Here is a 19113-nt window from a genome sequence, read left to right on the forward strand (position 1 = left end):
GTCTCCTGGCTCATGCTGATGAACCAGCGCCTCAAACCTGCATGCCCCAGCGCTGGATGGTTCTTCGCTCTATCACTCGGAAGATCAGGTTCTCGACCACGAGGCCGATGATGATGATCGTCAACAGCCCCGCGAACACGGCCGCGATATTCAACTGGTTCTTGCTTTCGTAGATGAACCATCCCAGGCCGCCGCTGCTGGCGCTCACGCCAAATACCAGCTCCGCCGCGATGAGCGTGCGCCAGGCAAACGCCCAGCCGATTTTCAGGCCGGACAGAATGCTGGGAAACGCCGCCGGAATCAGGATTTGCGCGATGAAGGCGACATGGGACAGGCCGTAGTTGCGCCCCACCATCTTCAGTGTCGAAGAGACGGCCTGGAATCCGGAGTAGGTATTCAAGGTGACCGCCCACAGCACGGAATGAACCAGCACGAAGACCAGGGTCATCTTGCCCAGGCCGAACCAGATCAACGCCAGCGGCAGCAGGGCAATGGCCGGAAGCGGGTTGAACATGGCCGTCATGACCTCCAGGAAATCGGTGCCCAGCCTGGTCGTGATGGCCAGCAGGGTAAGCAGCGCCGCCAGAGCGATGCCCGCGGCATAGCCGGTCATCAGCACGTCGAGCGAGGTGGCGACGCGCCGCGGCAACTGGCCGGTGGCTACGCCGTCGATCAGGGCGCGGCACGTATCGATGAAGGTGGGAAGCAGAAGATCGTTGTCCAGGTATCGCGCATAGGCTTCCCACAGGCATGCCAGGACAACCAGCACCAGCAGCTTGCGCAGCCAGCCCTGGTCCCACAGGCGCGCCATGAATGGCAGGGGATTTTCGACCACGCCCAGGTTTTCCACCGCCGTAGGCGTCTTGTAGATGTTCGCCCGCACGCCGGGGCCCGGCTTGCGCATCGCCTCGTCAAGCATGGCTGTTCCCCTCGATATGCTGCGCAAAGAGAAGATGCTTGATCTCGTCTTCAAGCGCGGACTGCGCGCCGGCCAGCGCCGGGCCGTCATCCAGGCCGCCCAGTTCGGCCCTGACCTGGCCCGGATGCGGCGACAGGAGCAGGATGCGGTTTCCCAATCGGACCGCCTCGGGTATGGAGTGCGTGACGAACAGCACGGTGAAGCGCGTGTCCTCCCAGAGCTGCATCAGTTCCTCCTGCATCTTGCGGCGCGTCAGGTCGTCCAGCGCCGCAAACGGTTCGTCCATGAGGATGATGTCGGGCTCCATGGCCATGCCGCGCGCGATTGCGACGCGCTGCTTCATGCCGCCCGACAGCATGTGCGGATAGCTGTCGACGAACTTCCCGAGATTGACCTTTTGGATATAGTGCACAGCCCGGTCTTCGGCCTCTTTTCCTCGCAGCCGTCCCGATGCCTGCAGCGCGAACATGACGTTCTGCTTGACCGTCTTCCAGGGCAATAGCTGGTCGAATTCCTGGAACACCATCATGCGGTCGGCGCCCGGCCGTAACACGGGTTTCCCTTGAAGCAATATCTCCCCTTCGGTTGGCCGAAGGTAGCCCCCCACGGCCTTCAGGATCGTCGATTTGCCGCAGCCGGACGGCCCCAGCAGTATGTAGCGGTCCCCCTGCCGCACCGTGAAATCCACCCGGTACGTCGCGGTCACCAGATGCTCTCGCGTCTTGTATTGCAGGGTCACTCCCCTGACTTCCAGCAACGGCGTCGTCATAAGGCCTCCCCTCGTCCGGCAGGCGGCGTTCGATCCAGCCGGAATCTGACGCTTTCAAAGTCCGCCGCATAGCCGTCGCCGCGCGCCTGAACAAAGCAGGCATGCGGCTCGGCGAAATGCGCCGGCAGCAACAGGGCATCCTCGTCTGCGCAGAGGCCCAACAGGCGGCGGCGGGTTTCGATTCCGAGCGCCTGGTCGTCGTCGAAGCCCGTATAGAGCTCCGGGTGATAGATCTGCAAGGGATGGTGGAAGATGTCGCCGCTGCAATAGGCTCGCTCGCCCCGCGACGAAAGACGTATGCGCACGTGGCCCGCGGTATGGCCCGGCGCCGGCTCGACGGTCAGCACGCCGTCCAGTTCGTCGCCGTCGTCCACCAGTGTCATCTGCCCTGACGCGACCACGGGCAGGATGCTGTCTTCAAATACGTGGTCGTTGATATGCCGATGCGCATAATCCGGCCGGCGCGCATCCCAGCGCGCAAACTCCTTGCGCGAGAACAGATAGCGGGCATTGGGAAAGGTGGGCACCCATCGGCCGTCGACCAGCCGGGTATTCCAGCCCACATGATCGCAATGCAGATGCGTGCACATGACATACCCGATGTCTTCCGGTCGCACCCCCGCCCGCGCCAGGCGCGACAGCCACGGGGTTTCGCACATATGGAAGCGCGGCACCTGCGGCCGGTTCTTGTGGTTGCCGACGCAGGTGTCCACCAGCACCCAATGATTCGGCGTACGCACAAGCCAGCTGTGGCTGCTGGTCCGGAAACGGTTCTCCCCGGCGTCATAGAACGTCGGTTCCATCCAGTGCCGCAACGGCGCCAGCATGTGCGCATCGAACGCGGGAAAGAGTTCGCGGGGCTGAAATCCCAAGCCCAGCCTTTCCTCGATGCGCTCCACCACGATGTCGCCTATCCGTATTTTCATGCTCGCGCCCTAGTTCCCGGGCAGGCCATGAACCTGGTCTACGAACAGCTCCTTCCAGGTTGCCGGCTTGGCCTTGATGGTTCCTATCTGGTGCATGAATTCCGCGAAGGCCATCAACCCTTGCGGCGTAAGGTTGTATTCGACCTTGGGATCGGACAGCATCTGGACCACATCCGCGACAGGATCGGTGTCCTTGGTGATGGCCAGATAAGTCTGCGCCGCCTTCTGCTTGTTTTCGGTGATGTACTTCTGCGCTTCATCCAGCGCGTTCAGCACCGCCTGCGTCAGCTTCGGATTGGCCTTCTGGAACCGCGTCGTCGTATAGAGCACGTTGGTCGAGCTCGGTCCTCCAACCACCTGATAGGTATCGATGACCGAATGGAACCCCGGCTGCTTCAGTTCCCGATACGAAAACGGAGGCACCGTGAAGTCGGCGGTCACCTGCCCCTTTCCGGACAACATGATCGCCATGCTGTCCGATAAAGGCATGGCGATCGTCAAGCGGTCCAGAACATCGTATTTTTCTTTCCCGAAAGCCTGGGCGGCGGCCATCTGCAAGACGACGGCCTGGGTGGAAACCTTGATTCCGGACACCACGATCCTGTCCTTGTCCGTGAAGTCCTTGACCGACTTCACCGCCGGATTCCGGCTTACCAGGTACATGGGCATCGCGTTGAGGGAAGCCAGCCCCATTACGCTGGCCGGCGTGTTGCGGGTACGCGCCCACATCGTGAGAAAGGGCGGCGGCCCGGCCACCGCGAAATCCAGGGCCCCCGCGATGAGCGCATCGTTCATGACCGATCCGCCGGTGAACTGATTCCAGCTCACCTTGACGTCCGCCAGCCCAAGCTCGCGCGCGTGCTTCTCTATCAGCTTCTGTTCCTGCATCACCATCAGGGGCAGGTAGGCGATGCCGTACTGCCTGGCGAGACGCACTTCCTGGACCTCCGCGCGAGCGGGCGCCGCGCCCAGGCACAGCGCCAGACACGCCAGGCCCAGGATACTTTTGAAGTTTTGAACCTTCATTTTTGTCCCCTTCACGAATTGAGCGCTGCGCCATACGGCTCTTGATGCCCGCTTGCACGCCGCGCGTTCCATACCGCTAATCCATCAACGTTCCCCCGTTGACGTCCAGCACATGACCGGTGATGAAACTCGCCGCGGGGCTGGCCAGGAAATACACGGCCTCGGCGATCTCGGCGGCCGTGCCAAGCCGGCCCAGCGGAACTTTCGCGGCGATGTCGGGCCAGCGGTCGCGCGGAATCATTTCCCCCTCGATCGGCCCCGGCGCGACGGCGTTGACGCGTACGTCGGGCGCCAGCTCGGTCGCCAGCGACTTCATCAAGGAGATCACCCCCGCCTTCGACGCGCAGTAGTGGGCCTTGGTGCCGCTTTTACCGGCGTTCAGCGCGGCGAACCCCGTTTTCCCAGCGCGGGACGTCAACAGCGTCATGCTTCCCTTGGCGCGCGACAACGGGCCGATGGCGGCCTGGGCCACCACAAAAGTTCCGGTCAGGTTTACGTCCATGAGCCGCCGCCACTCCTCCAGCGGAATGTCGGCGATGGGCCGGGCGGGCGCCGTAATCGCCGCGGAATGCACCAGCGCCTGCAAAGGGCCGCTCTTTTCGGCGCGGACGAACAGCGCGCCTACCTGCTGCGGATCGCACACGTCCGCGCGGATGTAGTCGCAGCCCTCGGGCAACGGCTGCTGCGGCTCGGACAAGTCGGCGATCAGGACGCGATAGTCGACTGCCAGGCGCTGCGCAATGGCCCAGCCGATGTTGCGCGCGCCGCCGGTAACAATGGCTACGGGTTTCATGGGCGGCCTCAATAGTCCGATACGTCCACGTGGCTGGATGCCGGATCGACCGCCACGTCTATGACCGTGGGGACATCCGACCCGCGCGCTTGCGCCAGCGCCGCCGCCAGCTGCGCCGGCGTCGTCACGCTCACGCCGCGGCAACCCATGCCGCGCGCGATCTGGGCAAAGTCGGTCGGCGAAAAATCCACCGCGATGCGGCGGTCTTTCAGGTTGTCGCGCACCATGCCCAGGCCGCTGTTGTTCGCCACCACGACCGTGATCGGCAGCTTCTCCTGCACGCAGGTAGCCATGACGTTCATGGTCATGGCGAATCCGCCGTCGCCCGTCAGGCAGACGACGTTCTTCTCCGGATAAACCAGCTTGACCGCCGCCGCCGCCGGCGCCCCCCACCCCATCCCGCCGATGCCGCCCGGCACCACCAGTTGCCCCGGCGTGCGTATCTTTAGCGTCGTCGTCGCCCAGATTCGATTGGTGCCGGCATCCAGCGTCAACATATCGTCGGGGGTGAGAAAGGCATCCAGCGCCTCGATGACATCCGCGTTATGCAGCATGTTCGGCGCCGCGCGGGCAGGCGTATCGCGCACGGCATGGGCCGCCTGCAACCCCGCGATCCAGTTCAGGCGATCGCCCCTGCGGTGCGCGCCCAGATCGTGCCCGAGCAAGGCTTCGATTGCATCGCCGCCGTCTGCGCATATGGCGAGGTCTACCGGATAGACCCAGCCGGCATTGCGCGGATCGACGTCGATTTGAACGATGCGCTGGACCCCGGGCTTGATGAAGCCAGGGTTGCGGAATTTGATGTAGTCGGCCCCCAGGCTGGCCCCCACGACGATCAGCATGTCGGCGCCCTCCACGGCGGCGTTCGCCGACTTCATGCCCCAGGTGCCGAGCATGCCCACCGAAATCGCGGAGGTTTCGTCCACCAGGCCCTTGGCGTTGTAGCTGGTCGCCACCGCCAGGCCGAACCTGTCCGCCAGATCGGCGACCAACTTCCGGCCCCGGGGATTCTGCATGCCGTTGCCCACGATCAGCACGGGACGCTGGGCGGCCGCCGCCATGTCCGCCGCCGCCTCGATGGCCTGCGGATCGGGCAGGGGCATCGCGACTTCCTGGTAACCGTGCGACGGATAGAGCTGCACGCGCGACTGCTGCGGCATCTCCCGGCGAATGATGGGCGACTTCAGCACCACGGCGGTCGGCCCCTGGCGAGGCAGGCTTGCCTGCTTGTAGGCTTGCTGGATGGCGTACACCGCCTCGTGCGGCTCGGTGGCGTAGAAGGTGGACTTGGTCATGGTTTTCATGACGGCGCGGACGTCGGCCGCGCCATAGTCGCCCGTCATGGTCTGGTAGACGCCGTACATGCCGAAGCCGTCATAGCAGGAGGTATCGGTCAGCACCAGCATGGGCGAGCCAGCGAAATAGGCCTCCAGTATCCCGAACGCGCCCGTCGTGCTCGCGAAGGGTCCCTGGCCCATGTACAGCCCGGGCTTGCCGGTCAACCGACCCACGACCTGCGCCATGATGGAGGCGACCTGCTCGCCCCTGGTCAGGATCACGCGCAATGCGTCTCTGGCCTGGTGGAACTCGTCCAGCATCCACGTCACCCCCAGGCCCGGCAAAGTGAAGGCGTAGTCCACTTTCAGTTCCACAAGCGTCCTGACGATCGCCTGCTTGGTCGTCACGGGGGCTGCGCTGGCAAGTCCATCCATGTCATTTCCTTGAAAAGGCCTTTTTTTCACAATACAAACGTTTGCATTTTCATGTCAATGGCACTTCACATGGGTGAATTCCCTTAGTGGTGGTATATTTTTGACCAACGTTTGCACGAACAGATTGGAACAGCATGGCAGCCAGCTTGCAGGACGTGGCCCGCATGGTCGGGGTCTCCATCAGCACCGTATCGCGCGCGCTGCACCGCCCGGAAATGGTCGACGCGGAAACCCGGCATCGCATCAACGCCGCGGTGACCGCGCTGGGATATGTGCCGCAGGGCGTGGGCCGCGCACTGGTATCCCGGCGCACGCACAGCATCGGCGCGGTCGTGCCGCGCATCGGCGCATCGGCTTTCGCGCAGACCATAGAGGCGCTGCGGCATGGGCTGGGCAAGCACAACTACACCTTGCTGCTGGCGCAACCGCCGGTCGAGGAACAGGCCGACCTGCGCCCCTTGCGCACGCTGATCGAACGCGGGGTGGACGCCATCGTCCTGCTGGGCAACGACTACCCGCCGCAGTGGCTGGACCTGATTACCAAGAACGGCTTGCCCGTCGCCACGATCTGGGCCGATGCAAGCAACGCCCCGCCCGGCGCCATCGGCTTCGACAACTATGTCGCCGGCCGGCAAGCCGCCGAGCACTTGCTCGGCCTGGGCCACCGCGAGTTCGCGTTCATCAGCGGCCATCTCGCGTCCAATCAGCGGGCCCGGCAGCGCTACCAGGGCGTGCTTGAAACCATTGCGGCGGGAGGCGGCCGCCTGTCGCGCAACTTGATCACCGAAGCCGACTATGAGTTTGCCGACGGCTATCGGGCCGCGCGCCGGCTGTTGGACGAAAAACAGCCCTTTTCCGCCCTGATATGCGGCAACGACTACCTGGCCCTCGGCGCCATGGCCGGCTTGCGCGAGGCCGGCCTGGATATTCCGCGCGATGTCTCGGTCATTGGTTTCAACAACAGCGAATTCGCGGCGTTCGTGGATCCCCCACTCACCACCGTCCATTTCCCGTCGGTAGAGATCGGGGCCACCGCAGCGGAAACGCTGCTGGCCGCGATAGATTCGGACAATGCCATGCCGCCGCCGCAAATGCTGCCCACCGCGCTGATAAAGCGAAGCTCGACCGGCCCCGCCAAGATGCCGTAGCCGGGGCTGGATGCAAAAAAAGGGCGTCCCAAGGACGCCCTCTTCCATCAAACCCGCCAGCCGCTTACTTCAGCAGCAGCGCGTTCAAACGCTTCACGAAAGCCGCCGGGTCGGCGATCTGCGCGCCTTCGGCCAGCAGGGCCTGGTCCAGCAGCAGCCGGGCCCACTGGTCGAACTCGCCATCTTCGGCCGCGCGGATGCGCGCCAGCAGCGGATGCTCGGGGTTGATCTCCAGCACCGGCTTGACGTTGGGCGCTTCCTGGCCGGCCGCCTTCAGCATGCGCAGCAGGTGCGGGCTCAGTTCGTTCTGGCCCACCACCACGCAAGCCGGCGAATCCACCAGGCGCAGCGTCACGCGCACTTCCTTGACCTGGTCTTCCAGCGTCTTCTGCAGGCGTTCGACCAGCGGCTTGAAGTCCTCGGCCACTTCGGCCTGGTGCTTCTTTTCTTCCTCGTCGGCCAGCTCGGCCAGGTCCAGGCCGCCCTTGGCCACCGACACCAGCGACTTGCCGTCGAACTCGCGCAGGTAGGACAGCATCCACTCGTCCACGCGGTCGGACAGCAGCAGCACCTCGATGCCCTTCTTGCGGAAGATCTCCAGGTGCGGGCTGTTGCTGGCGGCGGCGAACGTATCGGCCGTCACGTAGTAGATCTTGTCCTGGCCTTCCTTCATGCGCGACACGTAGTCGGCGAAGGACACGGTCTGCGCCTGGTCGCCGGTGTGCGTGGACGCGAAGCGCATCAGCTTGGCGATGCGCTCCAGGTTGGCGTGGTCCTCGCCCGCGCCTTCCTTCAGCACCTGGCCGAACTCCGACCAGAACGTCGCGTAGTCTTCCTTCTTGTTCTCGGCCATATCCTCCAGCAGAGACAGCACGCGCTTGGCCGAGCCCTCGCGGATCGCGCGCACGTCGCGGCTTTCCTGCAGGATCTCGCGCGACACGTTCAGCGGCAAGTCCGCCGAATCGATCACCCCGCGCACGAAGCGCAGATAGGACGGCAGCAGCTGGTCGGCGTCGTCCATGATGAACACGCGCTTGACGTACAGCTTCACGCCGCGGCGGCCGTCGCGGTCCCACAGGTCCATCGGCGCGTGCTTGGGCACGTACAGCAACTGCGTGTATTCGCTGCGGCCTTCCACGCGGTTGTGCGTCCAGGCCAGCGGATCGTCGTAGTCGTGCGACACCGTCTTGTAGAACTCGCGGTACTGCTCGTCCGTCACCTCGGACTTGCTGCGGGCCCACAGCGCATTGGCCTGGTTCACCGTCTCCAGCGCTTCCGTCTTGACCTGCTCGCCCTTCTCCTGATCCCACTCTTCCTTGGCCATGCGGATGGGCAGCGAGATGTGATCGGAATAGCGGCGCAGGATCTCGCGCAGCTTCCAGCCGTTGAGCAGCTCGTCCTCGTCGGCGCGCAGGTGCAGCGTCACGTCGGTGCCGCGCGTGGCCTTCTCGGCCGCGGCGATCGTGAACTCGCCCTGGCCGTCCGATTCCCACTGGATCGCTTCCGTGCCGCCGGCGCGGCGGCTCAGCACCGTCACCTTGTCGGCCACGATGAACGAAGAATAAAAGCCCACGCCGAACTGGCCGATCAGCTGCGCATCCTTCTGCTTGTCGCCCGTCAGCTGCGAGAAGAACTCGCGCGTGCCAGAGCGCGCGATCGTGCCCAGATTGGCCACCGCCTCTTCACGCGACAGGCCGATGCCGTTGTCCGAAATCGTGATCGTGCGGGCCGCCTTATCGTAGGCCACCGTGATCGCCAGCTCGCCGTCTCCTTCGAGCAGCTCGGGACGGTCGATGGCCTCGAAGCGCAGCTTGTCGCAGGCGTCCGATGCGTTCGACACCAGCTCGCGCAGGAAAATTTCCTTGTTGCTGTACAGCGAATGAATCATCAGGTGCAGCAGCTGCTTCACCTCGGCCTGGAACCCCAGGGTTTCGGACGCGGAAGACGTGGCGGTTTGGCTCATGGTTTTACGTAAAGGTCAAAAATATTAGGGACAAATAATCCCGTCACCGGGGCTCGCGCCCGCGCGGTCGCCGGGAAACCCTGCCTATATGAAGGTCTATGTCGCTTTTTCAAGACCCCGGGACCCCGCCCCAGGGGCATCGCAGGCCCTTACCCGCTAAAATCCCGCACTTTCTTCCCGCATCCCGCCCCGGCCGGCCCTCCGCCATGCAATCCGCCTCCCTTGCCCAGCCCGCATCCCACGGCGCCTCCGACGCCGACGAACCCAGCCACGACCTGGTCTACGGCCCCGACGACCGCCCCGCGCCGCCCATCGCCTTTCTCGCGGCCCTGCAGCACCTGCTCGCCATCCTGGTCCCCATCGTCACCCCCGGCCTGCTGATCTGCCAGGCCCTGGACGTCCCCAGCCGCGACACCACCCTGATCGTGTCCATGTCGCTGGTGATCTCCGGCATCGCCACCTACGTCCAGTGCCGCCGGTTCGGCCCGCTGGGCGCCGGCCTGCTCATCGTGCAGGGCACCAGCTTCAACTTCGTCGGCCCGCTGATCGCCGGCGGCTCGGTCATGGTCAAGCAAGGCACCCCGGTCGAAGCCGTCATGGCCGCCATCTTCGGCGTCGTCATCGCCGGCTCCTTCGTCGAAATGGGCATCAGCCGCATCCTGCCCTTCGTCAAGCGCCTCATCACCCCGCTGGTCACCGGCATCGTCGTGCTGCTCATCGGCCTGACCCTCATCAAGGTCGGCCTCATCAGCATGGGCGGCGGCTACAGCGCCATGTCCAACGGCACCTTCGCCAGCGCCGAAAACCTCACCCTGTCCGGCCTGGTCCTGGGCACCATCGTCCTGCTCAACCGCGTGCCCGTCGTCTGGGTCCGCAGCACCGCCCTGGTGCTGGCCCTGGCCGTCGGCTACCTCGCCGCCGCCTACATGGGCCGCCTGGACTTCACCGGCGCGCGCGAAGCCGCCCTGTTCCAGATACCCACCCCGCTGCACTTCGGCCTGGGCTTCTCGTGGCCGCTGTTCGTGCCCATGCTCATCATCTACCTGGTCACCTCGCTGGAAGCCATCGGCGACGTCACCGCCACCAGCAAGGTCTCCAAGCAGCCCGTCGAAGGCCCGCTGTGGATGCAGCGCATCAAGGGCGGCGTGCTGGTCAACGGCGCCAACTCCCTGCTGGCCGGCATATTCAACACCTTCCCCAGCTCCGTCTTCGCGCAGAACAACGGCGTCATCCAGCTCACCGGCATCGCCAGCCGCCACGTCGGCGTCTGGATCGCCGGCATGCTGATCCTGCTGGGCCTCTTCCCCGCCGTCGCCGGCATCCTGCAAGCCGTGCCCGAACCCGTGCTCGGCGGCGCCGCCATGGTCATGTTCGGCGCGGTCGCCGCCTCCGGCATCAACATCCTGGCCGGCATCCAGCTCGACCGCCGCGCTCTGCTCATCATCGCCGTCTCCCTGGCGCTGGGCCTGGGCGTCTCGCAAGTGCCCGAGATCCTCTCGCACCTGCCCCACGCCGTGAAAAACATCCTCGAATCCGGCGTCGCCACCGGCGGCATCTGCGCCCTGGTGATGAACTGGTTCCTGCCCGAAAAGAAGCCGGCGTAAGCGCCCCGCCAGGCAAGGGGCGCGGCCCCTTGCCTGACAATTTCCCCCAGACCGCATATAATCGCCGTCTTCGCATCTCCCGCGACCGTCATCAGTACGCGTGCGCGACCTCCTAGCCCGGGTGGTGAAATTGGTAGACGCAGGGGACTCAAAATCCCCCGCCGCAAGGCGTGCCGGTTCGATTCCGGCCCCGGGCACCATCCCCAAATCTTCTGCTAATTCAAGCCATTAGAAGATTTCGCAGTACAAGCCCCGCACCGGGGGATTTTCCTAAAATTGTGGTCAGGTACAGTTTCGGTACAGTGATGCGGCGCTAGCCCCATACGGAGTACTCATGGCTACGATCGTTAAGACTTCGTCGGGCACTTGGAAAGCCCTCATCCGCAAGACAGGCTGGCCGGCCACGGCCAAGACGTTCCGCACCAAGCGGGATGCCGAAGACTGGGCGCGCCGTACCGAAGACGAAATGGTGCGCGGCGTATATATCCAGCGCGCACCCGCCGAGCGCATGACCGTCGAAGCGGCGCTGACCCGCTATCTCAAGGAAGTCACGCCCACCAAGCGGGCCTCGACCCAAGCCGGCGAACAGAAGAAGGCGCAGGTCATCATCCGGCATCTTGGCAAGTATTCACTGGCCGCCCTGAACGCCGAGATCGTGGCGCAGTTCCGTGACATGCGACTGGCTGGTGACCCGGACAAAAATGGCAAGCCACGGCCTCGCAGTAACAACACGGTACGCTTGGAACTGGCACTGCTGGGCCACCTGTTCACCGTCGCGATCAAAGAATGGGGCATCGGCCTGCCCTTCAATCCCGTGTCCAACATTCGCCGCCCTGCCCCCGGCTCGGGCCGCAACCGGCGATTGACTCCCGAAGAGCAGAACCGTCTGCTGCGAGCCGTCGATAGGCATTCGAACCCGATGTTCGGCTGGATCGTCCGCATTGCCGTCCAGACCGGTATGCGGCTGTCCGAGATTGCGACGCTGCGTATGCGGCAAGTGGACATCGAGCGGCGCGTCGTGCGGCTAGAGCACACCAAGAACTCTTCGCCCCGCACCGTCCCGCTGACTGCCGAGGCAACGCGCGTGTTCACCGAGGCACTTGCCAACCCCTTGCGCCCGGCCGAAACCGAACTGGTGTTCTTCGGTGAACCCGGCCGGGATGGCATACGACGCCCCTACCTGTTCGACAAAGCATGGACCGATGCCAAGCGAGCAGCGGGCCTTGAAGACTTCCGCTTTCACGACCTGCGACACGAGGCTGTCAGCCGGTTCGTGGAAGCCGGCTTGAGCGATCAGGAGGTGTCGGCCATCAGCGGCCACAAGTCGATGCAGATGCTCAAGCGCTATACGCACCTGCGGGCCGAAGACCTGGTGCAGAAGCTGGACCGCCTCGCGCGTCGCGCGCCGCCCACTTCTAAACAACGGAGTGAGGCCGACTCCCAAACAGAGAACAACGCATAATCGCTCCATCGCGTTGCCATAATGAATAACCGATTGTCTTAACCTACGGAAGAAGCTAGTTTTGCATACCGCTATCAAGATCGTCGCCATCAGCAGCCTTGCCCTTACCCTTGCCGCATGCGGCAGCGCCAAGGACGCTAACAAGAGCAACTTCAGCAAGGCCATACAGGCATACCTGGACACTCAGAAGGGTCTGTGCGCTGCGATTCCTGCAAAGGGCTTGCCGTTCACCCTGGCGAATCAAGACATGCTGGGCGGCCAGAGCAAGAAGCGCGCCGACGCGCTGGTCGATGCCGGGCTGCTGACGAAGCGAGACACCGAAGTCAAAGCCATGTTTGGCAACAAGATGGAGCCGGCCACCGAGTACCAAGTCACTGACACCGGCAAGAAATTCCTCGTCGCCAATGGTGCCAATACGATGGCTGGACAAGATGCCTTCTGCACCGGCAAGTACACCGTTGTGGAAGTGAGCAACTTTACTGAACCCAGCGACATGATGGGCGTAAAGCTGTCGCAGGTGAACTACCGCTACAAGGTAGAAGGTGCAGATGACTGGGCCAAATCGGAAGGCATGCGTGCCAATTACAAGAATTTTGCGGAACAGACTCAGGGAGATATACAGGGTAAAGCGGCAGTCATCCTGACCAATGATGGATGGATGCACGAGCGCCTGTTCAAGCGCGGATAACGACCCTGAGGCAGCTGTAAAACGAAAGGCCTTTCTCCTTGAGTGAAGGGCCTTTTCTTTGGTTCTACGCCATCTTGAGGGTTGAAGGGTCGCAGAACGACCCGAATCGGAAGTTCGACAACTAAATGCCCGATTGCTTTGCTGCGGATTCTGGCCACTCACCCCGAGTACCCAATGAACACCCCCCGGTGTCATAGCGGTCAACAAGTTTGCAACAAAGAGCGGTCGGTACGGGCCGTATTGCCAACGTGTCGTCAATGACATCAATGACTGGGTGGTTGAGACTATGAGCAATCCAAACCATCTGTTGGAGCTATCCCTGCCCGTCGTCGCTGTCAGATTAGAGACAATGAAGATTGCAAAGTGACTGCCCAAGCTCAAAATTCAATCAACGGCGGCCTTTTTAGCTCAATCCACGCGCTCGATCATCCCGAGAAGGGTATAGGTAATCTTCATTGGTCTCGCAGGGCGGGTGAGGGTGCGGGTCCTGATCCGCACGCGCCAACGTTCACCGATGGCATTGCCGGCAGCAAGCAGAGCCTCCAAGTCACGGCGAGCAAACTCCCGCGCAACCATGCCGGTTATCGGCGGCTCACCGTCGATGATGCGCAACTCGAATCGTCGCGAATCCGGCAGGATAAAGACCTTACCGACGAATTCCTCGTGCTCTTGCTCGTCAATATCAGCGGCGCGAGCGCGTTCTCGACCTCGCTGGATAGCTTCGCTATTGAATTCAATCTCACGGTCACTTTCAACTACCCTGAGCAATGCACGCCTCTCGTCCATGACTTCAAAGAAGTCTCCCAGCGCAGTGAGAAAGCGCGGCGCCATGCCATCGAGCGCCTGCTCGAAAGCATCCATTGCTGGCGCAGTGGCGGCGGCCAAGGTATCAATGACATGATCAACGACGACTTTCAATTGCGTGTCTGCGAAGGCGGCGTTCTGATCCGCTTCCTCGAGCAACAGGCCTACAGAGCCACGAACAACATTGGTAACGAGCAAGTCGGAGTTCGCCTGCAGCGCCACCGGCCCCCGACGGCCAACCTCCCCAACCTCCTCCATCGCGAACTGCTTGGACACTAAGTCCTGGAAGAGGGCAACCGTCTTGCCTGCGAACGTCGCGTCGATACCCCTAGAGCCAACTACAGGCCCACCGGCAAAGAACAGTGCCACCGCCGCTTTGTGTTGGGCTGCCATTTCGACCTCAGCCAACTTTGCCGCCAGGGCGGCTCGTCTCTTGTTTAACTGCAGAAAGCCGATGGGGTCGTTCTCCGCAGTGCGGCCTTGCAAGAGTCGATCCAAGGAACTGATGTCCGCTCGCAGTGACTGAAGTTCAAGTTTCTTGAGCATGGCCCGCCTCGACTGTGTCAAGCAAGACAAGCGCGTCAGCGTCGTCGCTCATCAGGGGTACGGTGACAAGCCCTTTCCACATGAAAGTGTCACGCTGGTGCGAGAAGAGACCATACCAATACATGGTGTCTGCAACCACGTATCTTGCGTCCTTGGTAAGGTCAATGAAGAAGGAGTCACAGCAATACTCTTCCTTCACGGTGTCCCGATCAAACAGCGCTGCATTCTGCTGGACAAACTCCATGACTTGGTGCGGGAGCACAGGCAGGTGCGAAAAGGTGACGACGTCAAGGTCAGATGGCGGGCGGGCGCGCAGGCGCTCGCAGTCTTCCACGAAACTGCCATCGAACATTTGGAATCCCGTAGTGATGCCAATGTTCCGCAGGGCCTGGCGATATGCCAGCAGCCGTCGCAGGATGTTTCGCCTTGGCGGCGACTGACCGAATTGGTTGACGAAACCACGCATCGTCGTCTCGTATGGCGACGCGAGATTTCGCTCCATGCCCGGGTTTTCACCAACAAATGGTGGCAGCACGCCGGAAGCATTGAATTCTGGCAGCACGAATGTCTCCCCTTAAACCATGTATGCGTGGAGCACAACAACCGTATATGTTGCCAGGCTGGTCGATTCTCGGCCCATATCTGGATTCCAATGAGAACCATCCCTTATAGGATCCTATGTATGCAAAGCTTGCAATGCCCACTTCCACAGGTCTCGACTCCTGGCGCCTGACTGTTGTCCTTCCAAAAGCCGCTTTCAAAACCATGCCAGCCTACGACAAGAAACAGTATGTTACCTTGAGTAGCTCGGGAGATGTAGCCGCATAGAAATTGGCTTTCGGTCAATGCTGATAACCACCTACCAAAACTGAGCGACCGGCCGATAACGACCCATTGCGGTCAATGGGGTGAAACGGTTTGCTATGACCGCTCAGGAGTCGGAAGTAGGCATACGGAGGCCACGACCACACGTGGTTATGCCCCAAGTTCAAGGCCCACTACCCATCAGGGGAACCGAGCGGTGCGGAGGCACGGCAGGCGCGCTGTTTAAAAACGAGTGCTCGGCTTTCTTTCCACTCATGGTCAACTTCTTGTTATTCGCTTGCAGGCTTCCGTGCAGCTCGGAATGTGTCCATCAAACGGTGGTTTTCTGAACAGATCAAAGTGGCGCACTTGTGTCCGTGAAAGCCGCCTATGAGTGTTAATATCGGCGTCAAGTTTTCAATGTCCTGGATGCGTCCATGAATCAACGCATAGGCTACGCCCGCGTATCGACCGATGATCAGCACCTTGACCTGCAGCGTGATGCGCTCCAACAGGCGGGGTGCGGCGCGATCTACGAGGAAGCGGCCAGCGGAAAGAATGCGGCTCGCCCCGAGCTCGGGCAATGCCGAAAGGCGCTCCGGGCTGGGGACACCCTAGTCGTCTGGCGGCTGGATCGCCTTGGCCGGAGCTTGCCCGACCTAGTGCAGATCGTGACCGATCTTGAGCAGCGTGGCGTCGGGTTTGAGAGTTTGACAGAAAAGATCGAAACCGGCAGCGCGGCAGGCAAGCTGATTTTTCATGTGTTCGCAGCGCTGGCCGAATTTGAGCGTGGCTTGATCCGTGAGCGGACACAAGCCGGTTTGGCTGCTGCTCGTGCCCGTGGCCGGTCGGGTGGACGCAAGCCAAAGCTGGGGGAAAAGGATGTGCGAGAAATCAAAGCACTCCTGAATTCACCTGACATCAAAGTGGCTGATGTGGCGCGCCGTTATGGCGTTTCTCGGACAACGCTCTATAAGTACGTAGGTGTAGTCACGCCGAATAAGCGAGACAGCTGACGATGTATTCAGCCTACCACGCCAAGTACTACGCCCACGAGCTGACACGGCGACACGCCGCCGATGGCATAGATCGCCTTTCCCAATCGCTGTTCGATGCCAGCGTCGATTTGAACCCGCATCAGATCGAGGCGGCGCTGTTCGCCCTTCGGAACCCATTGCAGGAAGGTGTACTGCTGGCTGACGAGGTGGGGCTGGGCAAGACCATCGAAGCTGCGCTGGTAATTTGCCAATACTGGGCTGAACGCCGTCGCCGGCTTCTGGTCATCTGCCCTGCCAGCCTGCGCAAACAATGGGGGCAAGAGCTGCACGACAAGTTCGCCGTGCCCACCACCGTGGTCGATGCCGTTTCGCTGCGCAAGCAGTCCGTTGGTGACATGCTCGCCACCTTGCAACGGCAGGTTGGGAAAGCGGTCGTGATCATGTCCTACCAGTTTGCCGCCAAGCTGGAAGCTGAGCTGCGCGCCGTGCCTTGGGATGTGGTGGTCATCGATGAAGCGCACAAGCTGCGCAATGCGCACCGCGCCAGCAACCGTACCGGGCAGGCGCTCAAGCGTGCACTGCAAGGTCGCAAGAAACTGCTGCTCACCGCCACGCCGCTGCAGAATTCATTGATAGAACTGTACGGCCTATCCACGCTGATTGACGAGCACCTGTTCGGCGACGAAACCGCCTTCCGTAAGCAATTCATGAACAGCGGAACGGGCCTGGATGAACTGCGTGAGCGACTTGCCAGCTTCGCCAAGCGCACGCTGCGCCGTGACGTACTGGAGTACATCAAATACACCGAGCGCAAGGCCCTAACCCAGCCGTTCAATCCCACTGACGATGAGCAGGCGCTGTACGAGCGCATCTCGGCCTTTCTGCAAAAGGAAAACTCCTACGCTCTACCCAGACAGCAGCGCCACCTCACGGGGCTGATCTTGCGCAAGCTGCTGGCGTCCAGTGCGCCCGCCGTCGCTGCCACGTTAGTCGCCATCCGCGAGCGCCTGCACGGCTTGCTCACGGCAGACAAAACGGAAGACGACGGCAGCCAACTGGTCGAACGGCTTATCGCCGAGGACGACTTGGAGCCGGACTATCTGGAAGAGGAAGCCATCGAGGCCGACGAAGACACCGAAACACCCACGGCTGAGCCATCCGAAGACGGCACGCCGGGCACTGCAAAAGATGCCCATGCCGTCCGCGCCGTCATCACCGCCGAGATCGCGGAACTGACCGCGCTCATCGATGCTGCACAAGCGCTGCAAATTGACACCAAGGCGCAGGCACTGCTGAAAGCGCTCACTCTGGGCTTCAACAAAATGGCCGAGCTGGGTGCGCCACGCAAAGCCATCATCTTCACGGAGTCCAGACGCACGCAGGAGTACCTGCACCGCTTTCTTTGTGCCAACGGTCACGCAGGCAAGCTGGTGCTGTTCAGCGGCACCAACAACCATGAAGATTCCACGGCCATCTACCAGCGCTGGCTGGAAGAGCACAAAGGCACGGATAGTGTCACCGGCTCGCCGCAAGTAGATCGCCGCACCGCGCTGATCGACCATTTCCGCAAGGACGATGGCACCGGCGCGGAAATCATGATCGCTACCGAAGCGGCTGCCGAAGGTGTCAACCTGCAGTTCTGCGCGCTTATCATCAACTATGACCTGCCGTGGAACCCGCAGCGCGTCGAGCAGCGCATTGGCCGCTGCCACCGCTACGGCCAGCGTTTCGACGTAGTCGTCATCAACTTCCTCAACACCCGAAACCAGGCCGACCAGCGCGTGCTGGAACTGCTCACCGAAAAGTTCAACTTGTTCTCCGGCGTGTTTGGTGCGAGCGATGAAGTGCTAGGCCGCATTGAAGGCGGCCTCGACTTCGAGAAGCGCATCCTCCAGATCTACGATACCTGTCGCCAGCCTGAAGAAATCGAGGCCGCCTTCAACTCCCTGCAAGCCGAACTGGAAGAAGTTATCGCCAACCGCATCAAAGACACCCAGTCCGAGCTGCTGGAGCACTTCGACGAAGATGTTCACGACCGCCTCAAGCTGCGATTGGACGAAGCCGAAGCCCGACTCGACAAGCTGGGCCGCTGGTTTTGGGGTGTTACCCGCTATGCATTGAGCGAGCGGGCACGTTTCGACGAGCAGTCCTACGCCTTCTCTCTGAGCACGCCGCCAACTGGAATTGCTACAGGTCGCTATCAGCTCATCCGTGGGGCGGCGCAGCCGGACATGCTGGCGCACGCCTACCGCCTCAGCCACCCGCTTGGGGAATGGAGTATTGAAGCCAGCCTTAATGCGGCTACGCCCGTCGCCACATTGAAGCTCGACTACGACAAACACGGCGCGCGCGTCTCCGTGATCGAGAAACTGCGCGGCAAGTCAGGCTGGCTGACGCTGGCTCGACTGGAAGTGACTGCCTTCGAGACCACAGAGGCGCTGTTGTTCTCCGGCCTTATTGACGATGGCCAGGTACTGGATCAGGAGACCTGCGAAAAGCTGATGGCCATTCCAGCCGCAGGCAAACCCACGCCTTTGAGCGCCACCGTGCCCGAGAGCCTGCTGGCTAACAGCCAGCGTGCAGTCGCCGCCACCATTGCCCAGGTGCTGGAAGCCAACCAACGCCTGTTCAATGAAGAACGCGACAAGCTGGAACGCTGGGCTGACGACAAGCTGCTGGCCGCAGAGGAAGCCCTGAAGAACACCAAGGCACGCATCGCGCAGTTGAAGCGCGAGGCCCGCAAGGCTGTCACCTTGCAGGAGCAAGACGGCATCCAGCGCGAACTGTCTGAGCTGGAGCGCAAGCAACGACGTCTGCGGCAGGAAATTTTCGCCGTCGAGGACGAGATCATTGCCAAACGCGACGAATTGATTGCCTCGCTCCAGCAGCGCCTGCAAGAAAAAACAAGCAACGAGAGCCTGTTCAGCGTGCGCTGGCAGGTGCTCTAACCC

At 62.1% G+C, this 19113-nt stretch carries 15 protein-coding genes and 1 tRNA gene; 7 read left to right on the forward strand and 9 right to left on the reverse strand.

Translation table 11 applies throughout. The features are described from left to right. Nucleotides 1–31 precede the first annotated feature (31 nt). The 6 genes from A6B37_RS12780 to A6B37_RS12805 all read right to left on the reverse strand — a co-directional run bounded on the left by A6B37_RS12780 (nucleotide 32) and on the right by A6B37_RS12805 (nucleotide 6145). Nucleotides 32–919 carry an ABC transporter permease gene (locus A6B37_RS12780; RefSeq protein WP_111825951.1) on the reverse strand — a complete coding sequence of 296 codons (888 nt, stop codon included), beginning with the start codon at nucleotides 917–919 and terminating at the stop codon, nucleotides 32–34. Continuing rightward, nucleotides 912–1688 carry an ABC transporter ATP-binding protein gene (locus A6B37_RS12785; RefSeq protein ID WP_111825952.1) on the reverse strand — a complete coding sequence of 259 codons (777 nt, stop codon included), beginning with the start codon at nucleotides 1686–1688 and terminating at the stop codon, nucleotides 912–914. The genes A6B37_RS12780 and A6B37_RS12785 overlap by 8 nt, the downstream gene beginning before the upstream one ends. Continuing rightward, a complete protein-coding gene (locus A6B37_RS12790; protein WP_111825953.1) occupies nucleotides 1685–2614 on the reverse strand; it encodes an MBL fold metallo-hydrolase in 930 nt (309 codons plus the stop codon). The genes A6B37_RS12785 and A6B37_RS12790 overlap by 4 nt, the downstream gene beginning before the upstream one ends. Before the next feature lie 9 nt (nucleotides 2615–2623). Beyond that, on the reverse strand, nucleotides 2624–3640 hold the full coding sequence (locus A6B37_RS12795) for an ABC transporter substrate-binding protein (protein WP_111825954.1): 1017 nt from the start codon (nucleotides 3638–3640) through the stop codon (nucleotides 2624–2626). A gap of 76 nt (nucleotides 3641–3716) precedes the next feature. Further along, nucleotides 3717–4433, reverse strand: coding sequence for an SDR family NAD(P)-dependent oxidoreductase (locus A6B37_RS12800; RefSeq protein ID WP_111825955.1), 717 nt, complete (start codon nucleotides 4431–4433; stop codon nucleotides 3717–3719). An 8-nt stretch (nucleotides 4434–4441) separates the two neighbouring features. After that, the gene (locus A6B37_RS12805; protein WP_111825956.1) at nucleotides 4442–6145 is read right to left on the reverse strand and encodes a thiamine pyrophosphate-binding protein; all 1704 of its coding nucleotides are present in this window, start codon (nucleotides 6143–6145) and stop codon (nucleotides 4442–4444) included. A gap of 155 nt (nucleotides 6146–6300) precedes the next feature. On the opposite strand from A6B37_RS12805, the gene A6B37_RS12810 reads away from it, so the two are divergent. Next, nucleotides 6301–7293: a LacI family DNA-binding transcriptional regulator gene (locus tag A6B37_RS12810; RefSeq protein ID WP_168202188.1), complete on the forward strand. Its 993-nt coding sequence runs from the start codon at nucleotides 6301–6303 to the stop codon at nucleotides 7291–7293. A gap of 64 nt (nucleotides 7294–7357) precedes the next feature. Here A6B37_RS12810 and htpG read toward each other — a convergent pair whose 3' ends face one another. Continuing rightward, complete coding sequence (gene htpG, locus A6B37_RS12815; protein ID WP_102773420.1) at nucleotides 7358–9256, reverse strand: molecular chaperone HtpG; 1899 nt, start codon at nucleotides 9254–9256, stop codon at nucleotides 7358–7360. Nucleotides 9257–9462: 206 nt separating this feature from the next. On the opposite strand from htpG, the gene A6B37_RS12820 reads away from it, so the two are divergent. From A6B37_RS12820 to A6B37_RS26080, 4 genes are all read left to right on the forward strand, one after another. After that, nucleotides 9463–10860: a uracil-xanthine permease family protein gene (locus tag A6B37_RS12820; protein WP_111825958.1), complete on the forward strand. Its 1398-nt coding sequence runs from the start codon at nucleotides 9463–9465 to the stop codon at nucleotides 10858–10860. Between the two features lie 115 nt (nucleotides 10861–10975). Beyond that, nucleotides 10976–11060: transfer RNA gene (locus A6B37_RS12825), tRNA-Leu, on the forward strand. A gap of 134 nt (nucleotides 11061–11194) precedes the next feature. Further along, on the forward strand, nucleotides 11195–12322 hold the full coding sequence (locus A6B37_RS12830; protein ID WP_111825959.1) for a site-specific integrase: 1128 nt from the start codon (nucleotides 11195–11197) through the stop codon (nucleotides 12320–12322). A 61-nt stretch (nucleotides 12323–12383) separates the two neighbouring features. Next, nucleotides 12384–13010, forward strand: a complete 627-nt coding sequence (locus A6B37_RS26080) for a hypothetical protein (RefSeq protein WP_020926180.1) — start codon at nucleotides 12384–12386, stop codon at nucleotides 13008–13010. Between the two features lie 408 nt (nucleotides 13011–13418). On the opposite strand, the gene A6B37_RS12840 is transcribed toward A6B37_RS26080, so the two are convergent. Next, a complete protein-coding gene (locus A6B37_RS12840) occupies nucleotides 13419–14360 on the reverse strand; it encodes a hypothetical protein (protein WP_146748007.1) in 942 nt (313 codons plus the stop codon). Next, a complete protein-coding gene (locus tag A6B37_RS12845) occupies nucleotides 14344–14922 on the reverse strand; it encodes a hypothetical protein (RefSeq protein WP_146748008.1) in 579 nt (192 codons plus the stop codon). The genes A6B37_RS12840 and A6B37_RS12845 overlap by 17 nt, the downstream gene beginning before the upstream one ends. Before the next feature lie 679 nt (nucleotides 14923–15601). On the opposite strand from A6B37_RS12845, the gene A6B37_RS12850 reads away from it, so the two are divergent. Together A6B37_RS12850 and A6B37_RS12855 are read left to right on the forward strand one after the other, a co-directional pair. Then, on the forward strand, nucleotides 15602–16180 hold the full coding sequence (locus A6B37_RS12850) for a recombinase family protein (RefSeq protein WP_111825961.1): 579 nt from the start codon (nucleotides 15602–15604) through the stop codon (nucleotides 16178–16180). Nucleotides 16181–16182: 2 nt separating this feature from the next. Next, nucleotides 16183–19110, forward strand: coding sequence for an SNF2-related protein (locus A6B37_RS12855; RefSeq protein ID WP_111825962.1), 2928 nt, complete (start codon nucleotides 16183–16185; stop codon nucleotides 19108–19110). The last annotated feature ends 3 nt before the right edge of the window (nucleotides 19111–19113 follow it).

Source organism: Achromobacter sp. HZ01 (assembly GCF_003267925.1).
Lineage (GTDB): Bacteria > Pseudomonadota > Gammaproteobacteria > Burkholderiales > Burkholderiaceae_B > Achromobacter > Achromobacter pulmonis_A.